Genomic DNA, 14,309 nt, shown 5'->3' with positions numbered 1-14,309 from the left:
ATTTAAGATTAGGACTTATTAGAGACTAGTTGTTATATTTATAAAGATAAAAAATAGATTATGAAATCAATAAAGAATGTATTGCTATTAGCATTTTTGTTTGCGTTTACCGCTTGCCAGAATGACAATAATATACCTATAAATGAAAGCTCTGAAGCAGGCGAAACGAATCCTTTTTTGCAAAATTTTGGAGATGCCATTCAAGCCCGTTTTGTAGGTACAGTTGTAAACGAAGAAAATAATCCAATAGCAGGAGCAACTATTAATATTGGTTCTACTTTTGCTATAACAGATGCTAACGGTGTATTTTCAATAATTAGCGCAACAGTTTATAGTAAGTTTGCCGACATAAAAGTAAGTAAGACTGGTTTTATTACGAGTTCGCGAGCTATAGTACCAACAAGTGGTATTAATCAAGTTAAAATAATGTTGTTAAATTTAGATCCTATAGCAACAATAATTGCAGGTCAACCATTAACTATAGCTTTGCCAGATGGTGTAGAAGTAGATTTTCCAGGGCAGTTTACAAATCAATTTGGAGGAGCTTATCAAGGCAATGTAGATATTATAATGAAATCATTAAGTGTAGATAATGAGTATTTTATAGAAATGATGCCTGGAAACTTAACAGCAGAAACTATAGATGGAGAACTTAGAGTTTTAGAATCTTATGGAATGATTGCTGTGGAGTTAAGAGGAGATGGAGGAGAGGAGTTAAACATTGCTCCAGGAGAACCTGCTATTATAAGAGTTCCTGTTGCTACTAGTATTGTTAGTCCTCCTGCAACAATACCGCTTTGGTATTTTGATGAAGATAATGGATATTGGAAACAAGAAGGTTCTGCAACCTTAGTTAATGGTAAATACGAAGGAGAGGTTTCTCATTTTAGTTTCTGGAATTGCGATGCACCTTTTGAAACTATCGATTTTTGTGTTACAATAGTAGATCAAAATAACAATCCTATTCCTAATATTTTAGTACAAATAGAAAGAGATGCCACTGGTTGGAGTTCTACTACTTCTGGGTATACAAACAATGATGGATTGGTTTGTGGTTTAGCGCCTGCAAATGAAACTTTAACGTTAACGGTTCCAGATTTTGGATGTTTAGATAACGAGTTCTCTATGGCTTTAGGTTCCTATTCTGATGACCAAAACATATCGGTAACCGCACAAAGTGGAAGTGCTTTAACAACAAACTTTATAGCAACTTTTAACGATTGTAATGGAGATGCTATTACTAATGGATACCTTCAATTAGTATATAATAGCCAATCGCAAATAATTCCAATTACAGATGGAGAAATTACTGTTGTAATAGATTATTGTGCTTCAGATACTTCGTATTCTGCACAAGTAATAGACGTTACTAATAGTCAGTCTACAGATGTTTTTAATGGGAGTTTTACAGCGCCAACTACAGATTTAGGCACAGAAATGTCTTGTGTTGATTTAGTAGATACAGATGCTGATGGTATTTTTGATATTGATGAAGATGTAAACGGAAATAATAACTTAGATGATGATGATACCGATAATGATGGGATTCCAAATTACCAAGATGAAGACGATGATGGAGATGGAATAAATACAGCAGATGAAGATGCTAATAATGATGGTAATCCAATGAATGATGATACAGACGGAGATCTAACACCAGATTATTTAGACGATATTGATAACAATTCTAATATGTTTGATGCTGATATTTATGAAATAGGCTGTGTAATTGATGTTTATGCCTACGATTTTTCATTGTACTATGAAGATGGTTCTTTTCCAAACTTTGTTTATAATTATTATGAAACTTTAACGGATGCGCAAAGTGAAGTTAATGTCTTATCAATGCCTTACACATCAATAGTTATTGGAGTGCAACAACTTTATGTAAGAGTAGAAAGTGATAATACAGGACAAAATATAATTGGAGTTATTACTGCTTTAGGTTTCGAAGATAGTGATGGAGATGGTTTGTTTAATTGTGAGGAATTGTCTGGTGATGATTTTACAGAAACAACGTGTAATCCTAATGGGAATATTACAGGTCCAAATGATCCAGACACAGATGGAGATGGCGTAGACGATTGTAGTGAAGCTACAAATGGTACAGATCCTAACGATCCATTAGACTTTTAATTTAAATGCTATTAAATATAAAAGCCACGATATATATATCGTGGCTTTTTCTTTTTATAAAAACTTATTGATTTAAGATTTTAATAAATCTATCATTAAGTCCATTTCTTGTTTTAACTTATCGTTGTTGCCACTAAAACCAACAGCTCTAAAGTTTATTTTTCCCGTAGGACCAATAATTATTTTAGTAGGTATTCCAGTGATACCATATTTTTTAGCAACTTCATAATCGTTACTATCTTTTACTTTACCATCTATTAACACATGGAAACCGTAGTTGTTATCTTTAATAAATTTGGTAACATCTTTTTCTCTGTTTTTGCCATCTTCAAAAGTATCAACAAAAAGTAAAACAACACTTTCATCGTCTTTATATTTTTCTACTACTTGTTGCATTCCTGGAAAAGATGCTTTACAAGGTCCACACCATGTTGCCCAGAAATCTAAAATCACAGTCTTTCCTTTTAAATCTTCAAGTGAAACATTTTCACCATCTAAGTTTTTAAGTACAAATTGTGGTGCTTCTTCGTCAAGCATAGACTTCTTTAATTCTGCTAACTCTCTATCGTGGTTCGCTTTGTCTATATTAGAAATAATAGTATCAAAATCTGTAGCATCAGGATTTAGTGAGGTATAAGCTGTTTTGTAGAAACCTTTTACTTTACTAGTTCCATGACCTTCACTTAAAAATAAATTAGCTTTTTCTGCTGCTAACTTATATTGTTTATCTGCCATTAAAAACTCAATATAACGCTCGTTAACATCACTACTTTTACCATCTCCAACAGCTTTAGTTTGGTATGTAATTGCTTCTTTTACGTTACCTAATTTGTATTGTAATAAAGCGTAAGTATCTGCAAACATGTTATAAGAATCATCAACACTCTTTTTGTATTGATTTTCTGTGTAGTAAGTAGGTTTGTTAGATGCATCCTTTTTTGCTTGCATTAATAAATCTAAAGACGCTTTAGACAATTGAGAAGCCATTTCCATGTTTTTTCCTTCTTCGGCAGCAGGCCAAGCAACACTGTTGTATAATCCAGCTTTATCGTTTGGGTTAGTTATTTTACTTGCGTATAATTTAAAACCAGCTTCGTCTCCTTCTTTAAATTTTTGTGCGGCAATACTGTTTGCAGCGTAAGATAATGAAGGACTCATTCCATAATTAGTTTCAAGTGCTGTGAAAATAGTTTCCTTTTCATCTAATGTTTTTGCACCATAAAAATCATTCATTAAAGCTTGTTGCTTCAATTCTCCATTAGGAAATTTAGCAATTGCAATCTTAGAAATAGAATCGACACCTTTTGCATCTCTTAAGTTTCTATATATAGTACTTATTTGTGTGTAGTCGTCTTCCGTTAAATCTTTTTTAGCAGCAAATTCTGTTAGCATTGTATTAGCTAATGCTTTTCCTTTTTTGCTATCACTTCTCATTACATTACTTAAATATCGAGTTCCCCAAAGTTCTTTAAGTTCTGGATTAGCTGTAATATCTGCTTCAAGTGTTTTTGCTAAAACATCTGCATCTCCTTCTATTCCGTAATTTTGACCATTACCAGATTTATAGGCTTCCATAGTAGACTTACTGCCAACAATAGCAGTTCCTTTGTTATCTAAAACAGGAAATAAATAACCTTTTTTATCATTGTCTAAGTAAGCATCATCAACTTTTAAGTTTATAGCAATTGCAGAAATAGAGTCTGGAATTGAAATAGTTGCTTTCCCGTTTTTAAAATTTAAATCTTCTGGGTATGCTTTGTATCCATCAAGCATATAATAAAAACCTTCCATGTCTTTATCTTCTCCATTATAGGTAATTGTAATTGGCTTGTTGTGCATTATAGCATCTGTAGAAAGCTCAAAATCACCCATACTATAAGTGTTTGTTTTTTCTACTTTTTCTGTTTCTTTCTTACATGAAAAAACAAGTAGTACCGCAAGTAGTAATCCAGCTGATAAATGTTTCATTTTTTAGTTTAAGTTTTTGGTTAATCTTATAAAAGTAAGAAAATGAAAATTAACAATGTTATAATTAACTGTTATTGTTTTATAATTAGAGATTTAAGTCTGAGTGATATTAAAGGATTTAAACAGTTATTCTTTTAAACGCTTAAATATGGAATATCCAAATTGTAAAAAGAACCCAAATAAAAGCGTGAATAACCAAACTTCTTTATTGGTAATAGGATGGAGTATCATATTAATGATATCACTAAATAATTGTTGTGGATGGCTTAAAATTTGCCAGGAATTATAGCGTAAAAAGCGACCAATATAAACACCAAAAGCAGATAGGAATATAGTTGAGGTTATTAAAACGTTGGATATTGATTTGCTGAAAAAAGCTAAGAGTAAATTTTTCATTTGAAATAAAGAAAAATAAAACAAAAACATACCAGTGATTGCAAACGCACTAATAACTAAGGTGTCTATCCAAATGTTATTAAACGTACTTATGTTTAAATGAAATAAATCGGTAATTATATATGGAGCATTAGGTAAAAATGCAAGCCAAGTAAAGAAGATTAAAACGAAACTTATTTTATTCAATCTCTTTCTATCTGATAAAAGTAGAGTAATACCATAAGGTATAATAGCTAAAAAAAGATTCCAAACTAAAAAAATGTAGTAAAGTGTTTTTGTAATTGAAATTCTAAAAAATAGAACTAGAAAACAAAATAGCACGAGCATAAATACAATACTTAAAGAACGTGCTTGTTTTGGAAATATAGTTTTAATTAGATTCATTTTTACTGCTTTTTTTGTTAATAATAATATCTGTAATCAATATAAATATTGTGCCTAAAGTATAAGCGATGAGGTCTTGAATACTAAACGATGTTCCTAAAAGTGTTGCAATTAATCTATTGTCTCTTAAATTTAAAAACTCTAAAATGTTTGCTAGTTGTAAGAATTCAATAATAAAAGCAATAACAAGTACTAGCGTTGCTACTAATATGGGTTTAATGTTTAAAAAACTTTTTATAAAACAATAGATTAGGATTACCGATAAGAAATCGCCAAACGTATGCCTTATAAATCCGCCTTTTAAGAATATTGCAATTGCAATTTCTATTAATAACAAAAAGTAAAAGGATGCGAAGTAATAAGGTTGAAATGTAGTTTTCATGTGTTGGTGTTTATTGTTTTAATCACATTATTTTTAATTGGATCGTTTTATATAATGTCTATTTTCTTACCAAGAAACTTTGGTTGCACTCTAAAGAGGATGTCTATAACAGCCTTTGTTTTTGCTAAATGCTCTCTAAGGTTTGTTTTTAAGCCATAACGTCCGGTTATGTTTTTTGCATTAAAAGCAATAGCATTAATGTCATTTTTTTGAGCTAGGTAAATTGCACGTTCATTATGGAATTTTTGTGATATAATCGTGCATTCGGTTAAACTAAAAATGGCTTTTGCACGCACCATAGAATCTAAAGTTCTAAATCCTGCATAGTCTAGAAATATTTTATGTTCTGGAATGCCTTTGGCTATTAAATCGTTTTTAAAGGTCGAAGGCTCGTCATAGTCTTTCCTACTATTATCTCCACTTATTAAAATGTATTCTATTTTCCCTGAATTGTAAAGCGCTTCCGCAGCTTCCAATCTGTATTTGTAGTATAAATTAATGCGATTACCATTGGTGAATTTACTTGCGCCTAAAACGATTCCTACTTTGTTTTTAGGAATATTTTTAATGTCTGAAAACGTTTTGCCTTCAGCATTATAAATAATAATACCATTGCATATTACTGCGAATATTACCGTTAGAGCTGTAATTATAGAAAGTCTCTTTGTGTATTTAAGTAATTTAGTTTTAAGTCTGCTCATAATGTAAATTGTTAATGGTTTGTATTTGCTGCTTCGAAAATATAGCTTGCCTTATGGTGTTTATATTCACTTTTAGTAGTGATTTATAATCTAGATTATGGAACACATTTGCTTCCTTACCTATTTTATAAGATTGTAAATAGTAAGTTAAATAGTCGGGAAGAATAATAGTGCCTAAAATTACCGCTCCGTACAAATACGGACTTCTTTTTCCATTTGCTAAACTTAAATATTGCAAAGCAATTTCATCTTCTACTTTTGTACTGTAACCTGTTAAAACATGGTAGCAATCATGACGTTCGACTTTAGGTATGAGCTCGAAATTATTTTTGTCGAGAAATAAACCCAAGCAGTAACCTAAACTATCTCTAGAATAGGAGAGCAAATCTGTTTTTGTAATTAGCCATGGTTTCTGGTTTTTATAAATAAGAGTATAAATTTTACTAGAAACCTCGAATAGCCAATTAATAAGTTGTTTTCTTAGTGCTTTCATATTCTGTTCTCTTTTGCAAACCACACCCATGATTGTGCTGTTGTAATAAATACTGTAATGAAGAAACTAATAGAATAAACATCAGATCTTGATGTTATTATTCCCATGAGACATAAAGCAAACATTACTATTATATAATAAGGAAAGTACTTTTTAGCAATAGCGTAATTGCTTACGTTGTCTTTTTTTAAAAACCAGAATACTGGGCATATTGTAATAATAATTACAAGCGATACACAAATAAAAATTGGGATTGCCGATAAGAGCGCAAAACCAGCAAGGTCCATGCTTATATCTTTTGTAAAATTGATTATCCAGAAAATGCACATGGCTAATAGTGTAGATTTTCCTACGTTAGATGGAATATTCATTAGTAGTTATGTGTTTTGGAGTTATTCGTTTCTTTTAAGTTCTCGTAGGTGTATTCTTGCCAGCTTCTATCTTCTAATAATTGAATAAAATTGGTATGCTTATTATTTATTCTATTATAGTTTTTACTACCTAACGTGTTTTTATCATTGTATGTTTTTAATAAGGAAGCATTGTTATTAGATAAGTTTATTAGGTAGCTTAAGTCTACAGATTGCGCGTAGTTAATGTTGTAATGTGTTATCTGGTAATCCCAATTTATAGTGCTGCAAAGCATAAGTATTACAAAAGCTATTTGTGTATTTACTCTAAATAGAAATAATAAATTTTTAACTTTTAGTACTTTTATAAAGGTTGTTACAAGACCAATAAATGTGAGTAATAAGTATATGTAAACACCCACACGCTTATAAGTGAAGCCAAAAGAAGAAACATAAATGTTGTTTTTAAATGCTATAAGAATTACTAATACAGCATTTAAAATAATCCATGTAAATGCTAAAATTTTAAGTGCTTTATTGTCTTTATAGAAATTGAGATTTCCTCTAAAAAAGTATAGAATAATAACAATTGCAATTACAATTGAGGCTATTAAAGCATTAATGCCATTATGAACCTGATTTGATAATGTTTCGGCATTTGAAGTAGCAGAGGTGCTAATAGCAATAATATCTGTAACTAAATAAAATACGATTAATACATTAAGCAATAGCATAAGCGTTGTGCCCAATTGTTTTTCTTTTTTTAAATCTTCTTCAGAAAAAATAGTGCCTTTAGATAATGAGTTTCCTGTCTCTAAATCTAATTTTGTTGCGTGTTCTACTTCTACAGGATTTATAATATTACTGAATAAAAAGTAACCTAATACTGAAAATAAAATCCATTGCATGTTGATGAATTTTAGATTTATTTGAGAGATTAAATCGTTAAAAACCGAGTTTCCGTTTTTGTAAAGCAGAATAAAAACAATAATAAATACTAATGGTATGCCTATTAGTTTTATCCAATGTAAAAAATCAATGTCTTTTTTTAGTATGGGCTTAGCTTCTTTTTCGTTAAAATGAAAACTCCTATGAAAGAAGCCTGCAACAGTTGTGTAAACACCATTTAGCCAATTAACAAATATTGAAGATTTAGCCTCAGTAATGCTACCAATTAGGGTAAAAAAGACAACACAGTTTGTTATTATAGATAATGTAGTGTGTTGAAAGAATACTATTGCTGCTGTTACTAAATAGAGTAGAGCATAGATAATTGTTGCTTTATTCTTAAACTTATTGGTATTACTAATAAGTAAAACGATTAAAGTAAGGATACTAAAAATGGATAGATTTAATCCAATATTCTGACTGTAAAATAAAGTGCTAAATAAAAGAGACGAGAGAATGATGATGGCTTGTTTCATAAGTTTGAATTTATTATTTAAAAGTACTTTGAAATTCAAAGTAAGTGTATAAAAAAAAGGAATTAAGATTTATGTATTAATTTTTCTAAAGCGTTAATGTGTTTTTTAAACTCAGCTTTTCCTAATGGAGTAGTGCTGTATCTTGTATTGGGTTTTTTGCCAATAAATTGTTTTTCAATTTTAATATATTCTGCTTTTTCTAAAGCCTTTGTATGGCTTGCTAAGTTGCCATCTGTGGCTCCTAGGAGTTCTTTAAGCATATTAAAATCTGCATACTCATTCACCATTAAAATAGACATGATGCCTAATCTAATTCTGTGGTCGAATAGTTTATTTATGTTAATTATTATGCTCATACATTTCCTGCGCAGGCAAGAATCTATTTAGTTATTAGTTTATTGTCGCTTTCGATAATCAATCTCATTAGCATCAATATATTTCATCTTTTTAAAAAGATAAGATGCACCACCTGTAAATAAACCAAAGATTAATGATATTGGAATTAACATAATAAAGGCTTGTTTTGTTGTCTTACGTTTAGCCATTTGTTTAACAGTTGCAATAGAGTTTTTAGTTATCTCTTTGTTATCAATTAAACCATTTTTATCTATGTCGTAAAAAGCAATGCGCTCTTCAAATTTAATGTTATCGTAATAAGTGTATAGTAAGCCACAAGCGTAAACTATTATAGCTGCAATTATTCCTACTTTTAATGTTTTATTCATTTTGTATCGTATTTAAAATGCATAATAGATCCGTATATAATATGCATAACACCAAATCCTATTACCCAAAGATAAAAACCATAACCAGGATAAAGCGTTGCAATAAGGCCTAAAACTATTTCTATAAAGCCTAAATATTTAATTTTTCCAATACTGTATTTCGATGCGCTAACTAATGCTAACCCATAAAATATTAGCATTAAACCACCAGTTTGACCATATTTTCCTTGTGCTAAAATAATTAGAATGTATAAACCGCCGGCTACTAAAGGAATTAAAAAATTAAAGATTAATCGCCTTGAAGAAGTATCCCAAATTTTTTCATTGTTTTTTTTAGCTTTTCTAGTAGTAAGAAAAATGCCTGTGATAACACTAAAAAAAGCAACCAAAAATAAAACCAACATTACAGTTCTAAATATCCAACCGTCAAGAGTTAGTACGCCATAACTATAAGAGTTTACCAAATAGTAAGTTACGGCCGCACCAATAAGTGCATAAATTCCAGCAAGTATTCCAGATAAGCCACTTAGTGATATAAAGCGTGAACTTTTATTCATTAAGTTTTTAATCTCACTAATGTCTTTTAAATAATCTTTGTCGCTCATGATTAAAGTACTTTGAATTACAAAGTAAATTAAAATTATAGAATTAAACAAGTTAATTGTTTCCCAATTTTGTAAATTTATAATCTAATTCATAAATAAAAATGCAATCATGGTTTTAACATTACTAACTATAGCAAATATTGCTGGTGGATTATTACTAGGTTTAGCAACTTTAGACAAATGGGATGGAGAACGCAATTTTTTTAATAAAATAGCAGCGGCTTTAGCGCCTTTTCAAACAGGAATTGGTGGTGCATTGGTAATTTTATCACTAATGAGATTGTTTGGAAATGGAGGTTTGCTATTTAATATTATAAGCCTTGTTGGTGGTTTTTTGTTATTAACTCACGTTATTGGTAAAGCTCCAGCTTTTAAAGACACACTTTATAAAATATCTGATAAATTAATGCCGTTTAAAGCTATAATTGGTATTACTTTAATTGTAATAGGATTGATTACTTTGTTTTAAGATCTTTATTTTGCTGCTAAAATCTTAAATTCAAGAACACCAGTATTGTTACTGTATAGTGTTAGTTCAGAGTTTCTTGTGTCGTTAAATACTATTTCTGCAACGTAATTATCTTTTTCTTTTTTAAATTTTAGAGGAGATGTGTGTGTCTGATTTTTAAACTCATATCTATAAGAGGTTGTTTTTTCTATTTTTGAAAAAACAAGTTTAATTTTTTCACCTGTTTTAACCTTTATTAATCCAATTTGATCTTTACTTAGTTTTAAACCAGAAGTGTAATAGGTGTAAAATATCACAGGACGAAAAAAGAACTTAGACTTAGTGATAGGTTTATCTAACAATTGCCATTTAGAATCCTTTGGTAGATGCGAAAGAATAAGTTGCTCTGGTTGTATTAAAAAATAAGTGCTATTGGCTGGATAATTGTATTCTCCAGCAGACCATGTTGCATCTATTAATTGCCATTTATTATTAAGTTTAACAGCATTCCATGCGTGATTACTTGTGTTTCTTACTCTTCCAATTTCTCGTACATTTTTTTTCGCATAGCCTGATATAACTTCACATTCAATATCTAAAATATCTAAGGTGTGTTTCATGATTTGAGAGTAGCCTTCACAAACAGCCATTTGCTTGCGTAAACACTTATTTGCATATTTTATTTGTTGCTCAGTTAATTTTGTTTTGTAGTTCTTGTCTAGTTTAATTCTTTTGTAGGCTCCTTTACCATCATTTGCGTCATGATCGTCGTAAGTTATATTATTTGATACCCAGTAAAATAAAGCTCTTGTTTTGTCTATATTTGTTGTAAAATCTGAAGAAATTCGCTTTGCTAAAGACTCAATAGAATGAAATTGTTTAGGATATTGATTAACTTTATCATCTACTAAATTATAGTCTTGTGCTATTAGTAATTGAAATGAAAGCGAAAGAATAAAAAGAAGTAGGTATTTTTTCATATTTACAATGATAATCAAAAAGCATTCCACTCCGAAATGAACCCAGCTGAAGATTACATATTAAACCAACCAGAACGGTATCGTTCTATATTATTACATGTGCAAGTTATTATAGAGCACACAATTCCAGAAGCTGAATTAAAATTTAAATGACGAATACCTTGTTATTATGTTGGTAAAAGACCAATTTGCTATTTTAACGCGAGCCATAAAAACGAATTTGTAGATATTGCTTTCTGGCATTCTAATTATATAACTGAATATACAGAGCATTTGGTAGACGAAAAACGAAAAGTAGTGAAATCTTTACGTTATAAAACACTTGAAGATGTTAATGATACCGTTTTAATTTCAGTTTTAAAACAAGTGAATAGTTGTAAATTAGAAGGTTTTTATAAGAAGTAAATATTAACGCTTATACTTTATAGCTTTAAATAGTTTTCTGTTTAAATTAAAGCTTAAAGTAAGTCTGTGGTTAGATATCTCATGTATTGTATTTCCAAAACCAATGCCATAACCATAAGTGAGGTTAAGTAGTCCTCCTAGACTTATTCCAGCTTCCGGAAGTAGTCTAAATTCTGATTGGTTATTTTTAAAATAATTTAAAGCAGATAATCTTATTGAAAAATAAGTTATTGAAATTTCGTAGCCTATTTTGGGAGCAATAATAAAGTATTCTTTACTTTTAAGATTGGTTTCCATTCCAAGTTTAAAACCTTTAAAACCAATATTTGGGACCATTTTAGGTTTAAAATCGGTATAGATATCTCCATAACCAATACTAAATTCTGTAAATATTTCTTTTTGAATTATTATTCCTGGAGAAAAAATAAAACCTTTTGTTTTTGGCGCTTTAAATTCTGAATAATTTTCACTTTGAGAAAAGCAAATACAACTGAAGCAACAAAAAATGAGTGTTAATATATTTTTCATTAGGTCAGTAGAATTTAATTAAATATAATCTTGTCATTCCTGCGGAGGCAGGAATCCATTTTGAGTTGTAGTTCTTTAATGTGGATTCCTGCCTTCGCAGGAATGACAGTAAAATATTAAAACGTATTCACTAGTTTTCTAATAGCAGTTAAATTAGTTAATAAGCCTTCTAAATTATCTAAATGTAGCATATTAGCGCCATCACTTTTTGCATTTGCAGGATCAAAATGTGTTTCTATAAATAAACCATCTACATTGTTTACAATTCCAGCACGTGCAATAGTTTCTATCATGTCTGGTCTTCCACCCGTAACTCCAGCACTTTGGTTTGGCTGCTGTAAAGAATGTGTAACGTCTAATACTGTAGGTGCAAATTCTCGCATAGTTGGTATGCCTCTAAAATCTACAATCATATCTTGGTAACCAAACATAGTTCCACGATCTGTAATCCAAGCTTTGTCGCTTCCTGCGTCTTTTACTTTTTGTACAGCATGTTTCATAGCTTCCGGACTCATAAACTGACCTTTTTTAAGGTTTACAACTTTTCCTGTTTTTGCAGCAGCAACAACTAAGTCTGTTTGGCGTACTAAAAAAGCAGGTATTTGTAATACATCTACATATTGAGCCGCTTTTGCAGCATCACTAACTTCGTGAATATCGGTAACTGTAGGAACATTAAATTTTTCTGAAACTTTAGCTAATATCTCTAAAGCTTTCTCATCTCCAATTCCTGTAAAACTATCTATCCTACTTCTGTTGGCTTTTTTAAAACTGCCTTTAAAAATGTAAGGAATTTCTAATTTATTAGTTATTTCTAAAACACGTTCTGCAATTCTAAATGCCATGTCTTCGCTTTCTATGGCACATGGTCCACATAAAAGAAAGAAGTTATTAGAATTTGTATGTTTTATTTTAGGTATGTCTTGAAGTTGCATATGTAGTAGTCTTAAGTTTGATTGCAAAGATAAATAAATGAAGTTGAAGCAGAACTTTAAATTGAAAAGATAACTGTGAAATTAATACGTCTCTTTTTAGTCGTTCGCTTACCGTGATTGTGTATGGTTAGTTGCGTGGTTAAGCAACTAATTTAGCAAATAAATCACAGATAGAATATTCCGCAGGAATGTTCGTAAGTCGGCAGTGACCAAGCAATTAATTATACACGGTGTTGTGCAACGTTTTTTATCAACTCCAACTCATATCAATCCGTACTTTTTTATCTTGAATTTCCACTTTTCCACCGTAAGCATCATTTTCTCCAGGAAAGATTTCATACGTTTTTACGTTGTCCTTTATTTTCGGAACATTGTTTTTCAGTCTTTTACTTTGCTTTATCCAATTGTCTATTTCCTTTGAATCCTCAAATTCAAATTCAATTATGAATTGTCGTGTAAAAATGCTTCCTCTTTTGTCAATTTGTAAGTTCTTAATTCCGCTTGGTAATTCATTCAGTCCACCCATTTCAAGTGTTGCTTGAATCACTTCTTTTTTTTCCCACGGAAGCACATAAGCGTTCGAAATATAAATATAGGCTAGGAATAAAATAAATACTCCAACTAATAATCCAATGAGAATTTTTATTATTCGCATAAAGCTTAGTTTAGATGTTTGACAAGGTTTTTAAATTCCAATCCATAACATTTTTAAATAGTAAACTGTCAGAGTTAAAATTCCAAATCCGATTATAAGAATGTTTGATTTTAAAATTTTTGAAATAATCATACAAAAAAGTCCAGTTACCAATATTTGTCCGCCTTTTACAAATGGACTATTTAAGTCAATCGTAATTCTGTTTGCACTTTCAGTTACTTCGTAAATATTGGAATATCTGTCTAGTATTAAAAACACTACAAAAGCCATAATAGTAATCAAAATCAAAAGTCCGTTTCCAAATATTATTATCCACTTTTTTTTATTTATACCAGATAAATTCATAATTACAGTACTGATTTCAGGTGTGTGTCAAATGTTGCACAATGTTTCGTTGATATAAAATCGTTTCAATGTTTTATATCAGACGATAAGCGAATTTCGGCTTTTTTTTGACAAAGTCAAGTTGTAATTTTTATATTAATTATTCAATTTTTTATTACTTTTCAATAAGCTTAAGAACTCAAGTTTTAGAATATTTTTTGGTGTTTAAAATTTTAATTTATAAGTATAATTAAATATTAATTTAATAACCTAAACATAACAAGTACAGCATTAGGGATTGAACGGCATGTTTGAGCTCCTCGCAGAGAGCGAGTAGTGAAAGCCCGACGTTTTGTTGCTCAGTCACTTACATTGTATTTTACCTAAAAATAGGCTTGTAATAAAAGGTAATGCCCAAATAAAAATATTATAGTTAAAGTTTAATAAATAATAAGTACCTTTGCACGCTT

Annotated in this window: 17 protein-coding genes; 2 read left to right on the top strand and 15 right to left on the bottom strand. The window is 30.1% G+C overall.

Annotation, left to right across the window (positions count from 1 at the left end; genetic code table 11):
* The first annotated feature begins 60 nt into the window (after positions 1-60).
* Complete coding sequence (locus ASC41_RS03295) at positions 61-2,136, top strand: carboxypeptidase-like regulatory domain-containing protein (RefSeq protein ID WP_055435221.1); 2,076 nt, start codon at positions 61-63, stop codon at positions 2,134-2,136.
* A 72-nt stretch (positions 2,137-2,208) separates the two neighbouring features.
* Here the strand turns inward: ASC41_RS03295 and ASC41_RS03290 are convergent, their stop codons facing one another.
* From ASC41_RS03290 to ASC41_RS03245, 10 genes are all read right to left on the bottom strand, one after another.
* Entirely contained in the window at positions 2,209-4,104 is a 1,896-nt protein-coding gene (locus ASC41_RS03290; RefSeq protein WP_055435220.1) for a TlpA family protein disulfide reductase, read from the bottom strand.
* Positions 4,105-4,230: 126 nt separating this feature from the next.
* Complete coding sequence (locus tag ASC41_RS03285; RefSeq protein ID WP_055435219.1) at positions 4,231-4,884, bottom strand: DUF1361 domain-containing protein; 654 nt, start codon at positions 4,882-4,884, stop codon at positions 4,231-4,233.
* Positions 4,871-5,266, bottom strand: coding sequence for a ribosomal maturation YjgA family protein (locus tag ASC41_RS03280; protein WP_083477127.1), 396 nt, complete (start codon positions 5,264-5,266; stop codon positions 4,871-4,873). The genes ASC41_RS03285 and ASC41_RS03280 overlap by 14 nt, the downstream gene beginning before the upstream one ends.
* A 47-nt stretch (positions 5,267-5,313) precedes the next feature.
* Complete coding sequence (locus ASC41_RS03275; protein WP_055435217.1) at positions 5,314-5,967, bottom strand: SanA/YdcF family protein; 654 nt, start codon at positions 5,965-5,967, stop codon at positions 5,314-5,316.
* Positions 5,954-6,460 (bottom strand): Coq4 family protein, encoded by a 507-nt coding sequence (locus ASC41_RS03270; RefSeq protein ID WP_055435216.1) that lies wholly within the window; start codon positions 6,458-6,460, stop codon positions 5,954-5,956. Before ASC41_RS03270 ends, ASC41_RS03275 begins: the two co-directional genes overlap by 14 nt.
* Positions 6,457-6,831 (bottom strand): hypothetical protein, encoded by a 375-nt coding sequence (locus ASC41_RS03265; protein WP_055435215.1) that lies wholly within the window; start codon positions 6,829-6,831, stop codon positions 6,457-6,459. Before ASC41_RS03265 ends, ASC41_RS03270 begins: the two co-directional genes overlap by 4 nt.
* Entirely contained in the window at positions 6,831-8,234 is a 1,404-nt protein-coding gene (locus ASC41_RS03260; protein WP_055435214.1) for a DUF4153 domain-containing protein, read from the bottom strand. Before ASC41_RS03260 ends, ASC41_RS03265 begins: the two co-directional genes overlap by 1 nt.
* A gap of 62 nt (positions 8,235-8,296) precedes the next feature.
* Complete coding sequence (locus tag ASC41_RS03255; protein ID WP_055435213.1) at positions 8,297-8,590, bottom strand: winged helix-turn-helix domain-containing protein; 294 nt, start codon at positions 8,588-8,590, stop codon at positions 8,297-8,299.
* A gap of 39 nt (positions 8,591-8,629) precedes the next feature.
* Positions 8,630-8,959: a hypothetical protein gene (locus tag ASC41_RS03250; RefSeq protein ID WP_055435212.1), complete on the bottom strand. Its 330-nt coding sequence runs from the start codon at positions 8,957-8,959 to the stop codon at positions 8,630-8,632.
* The gene (locus tag ASC41_RS03245) at positions 8,956-9,564 is read right to left on the bottom strand and encodes a hypothetical protein (protein ID WP_055435211.1); all 609 of its coding nucleotides are present in this window, start codon (positions 9,562-9,564) and stop codon (positions 8,956-8,958) included. Before ASC41_RS03245 ends, ASC41_RS03250 begins: the two co-directional genes overlap by 4 nt.
* Positions 9,565-9,673: 109 nt before the next feature.
* Here ASC41_RS03245 and ASC41_RS03240 point away from each other — a divergent pair, with 109 nt between their 5' ends.
* Positions 9,674-10,033, top strand: coding sequence for a hypothetical protein (locus ASC41_RS03240; RefSeq protein ID WP_055435210.1), 360 nt, complete (start codon positions 9,674-9,676; stop codon positions 10,031-10,033).
* Positions 10,034-10,038: 5 nt separating this feature from the next.
* Here ASC41_RS03240 and ASC41_RS03235 read toward each other — a convergent pair whose 3' ends face one another.
* The 5 genes from ASC41_RS03235 to ASC41_RS03210 form a co-directional block, all read right to left on the bottom strand.
* Positions 10,039-10,992 carry a transglutaminase domain-containing protein gene (locus ASC41_RS03235; protein WP_055435209.1) on the bottom strand — a complete coding sequence of 318 codons (954 nt, stop codon included), beginning with the start codon at positions 10,990-10,992 and terminating at the stop codon, positions 10,039-10,041.
* Between the two features lie 408 nt (positions 10,993-11,400).
* Positions 11,401-11,925 (bottom strand): hypothetical protein, encoded by a 525-nt coding sequence (locus ASC41_RS03225; protein ID WP_055435208.1) that lies wholly within the window; start codon positions 11,923-11,925, stop codon positions 11,401-11,403.
* A 116-nt stretch (positions 11,926-12,041) separates the two neighbouring features.
* A complete protein-coding gene (gene kdsA, locus ASC41_RS03220; RefSeq protein WP_055435207.1) occupies positions 12,042-12,860 on the bottom strand; it encodes a 3-deoxy-8-phosphooctulonate synthase in 819 nt (272 codons plus the stop codon).
* Positions 12,861-13,110: 250 nt separating this feature from the next.
* Positions 13,111-13,515 carry a hypothetical protein gene (locus ASC41_RS03215; RefSeq protein ID WP_055435206.1) on the bottom strand — a complete coding sequence of 135 codons (405 nt, stop codon included), beginning with the start codon at positions 13,513-13,515 and terminating at the stop codon, positions 13,111-13,113.
* A 30-nt stretch (positions 13,516-13,545) separates the two neighbouring features.
* Complete coding sequence (locus ASC41_RS03210; RefSeq protein ID WP_055435205.1) at positions 13,546-13,860, bottom strand: hypothetical protein; 315 nt, start codon at positions 13,858-13,860, stop codon at positions 13,546-13,548.
* Positions 13,861-14,309: the final 449 nt, after the last annotated feature.

The organism is Lacinutrix algicola (assembly GCF_001418085.1).
GTDB classification, from domain to species: Bacteria; Bacteroidota; Bacteroidia; order Flavobacteriales; family Flavobacteriaceae; genus Lacinutrix; species Lacinutrix algicola.
This window is presented reverse-complemented; position numbering and strand designations above follow the sequence as displayed.

Bases quoted from the DNA above. Each gene is read 5' to 3' on its own strand.
- ASC41_RS03295 (WP_055435221.1), top strand. From the start codon at position 61: ATGAAATCAATAAAGAATGTATTGCTATTAGCATTTTTGTTTGCGTTT.
- ASC41_RS03290 (WP_055435220.1), bottom strand. From the start codon at position 4,104: ATGAAACATTTATCAGCTGGATTACTACTTGCGGTACTACTTGTTTTT.
- ASC41_RS03285 (WP_055435219.1), bottom strand. From the start codon at position 4,884: ATGAATCTAATTAAAACTATATTTCCAAAACAAGCACGTTCTTTAAGT.
- ASC41_RS03280 (WP_083477127.1), bottom strand. From the start codon at position 5,266: ATGAAAACTACATTTCAACCTTATTACTTCGCATCCTTTTACTTTTTG.
- ASC41_RS03275 (WP_055435217.1), bottom strand. From the start codon at position 5,967: ATGAGCAGACTTAAAACTAAATTACTTAAATACACAAAGAGACTTTCT.
- ASC41_RS03270 (WP_055435216.1), bottom strand. From the start codon at position 6,460: ATGAAAGCACTAAGAAAACAACTTATTAATTGGCTATTCGAGGTTTCT.
- ASC41_RS03265 (WP_055435215.1), bottom strand. From the start codon at position 6,831: ATGAATATTCCATCTAACGTAGGAAAATCTACACTATTAGCCATGTGC.
- ASC41_RS03260 (WP_055435214.1), bottom strand. From the start codon at position 8,234: ATGAAACAAGCCATCATCATTCTCTCGTCTCTTTTATTTAGCACTTTA.
- ASC41_RS03255 (WP_055435213.1), bottom strand. From the start codon at position 8,590: ATGAGCATAATAATTAACATAAATAAACTATTCGACCACAGAATTAGA.
- ASC41_RS03250 (WP_055435212.1), bottom strand. From the start codon at position 8,959: ATGAATAAAACATTAAAAGTAGGAATAATTGCAGCTATAATAGTTTAC.
- ASC41_RS03245 (WP_055435211.1), bottom strand. From the start codon at position 9,564: ATGAGCGACAAAGATTATTTAAAAGACATTAGTGAGATTAAAAACTTA.
- ASC41_RS03240 (WP_055435210.1), top strand. From the start codon at position 9,674: ATGGTTTTAACATTACTAACTATAGCAAATATTGCTGGTGGATTATTA.
- ASC41_RS03235 (WP_055435209.1), bottom strand. From the start codon at position 10,992: ATGAAAAAATACCTACTTCTTTTTATTCTTTCGCTTTCATTTCAATTA.
- ASC41_RS03225 (WP_055435208.1), bottom strand. From the start codon at position 11,925: ATGAAAAATATATTAACACTCATTTTTTGTTGCTTCAGTTGTATTTGC.
- kdsA (WP_055435207.1), bottom strand. From the start codon at position 12,860: ATGCAACTTCAAGACATACCTAAAATAAAACATACAAATTCTAATAAC.
- ASC41_RS03215 (WP_055435206.1), bottom strand. From the start codon at position 13,515: ATGCGAATAATAAAAATTCTCATTGGATTATTAGTTGGAGTATTTATT.
- ASC41_RS03210 (WP_055435205.1), bottom strand. From the start codon at position 13,860: ATGAATTTATCTGGTATAAATAAAAAAAAGTGGATAATAATATTTGGA.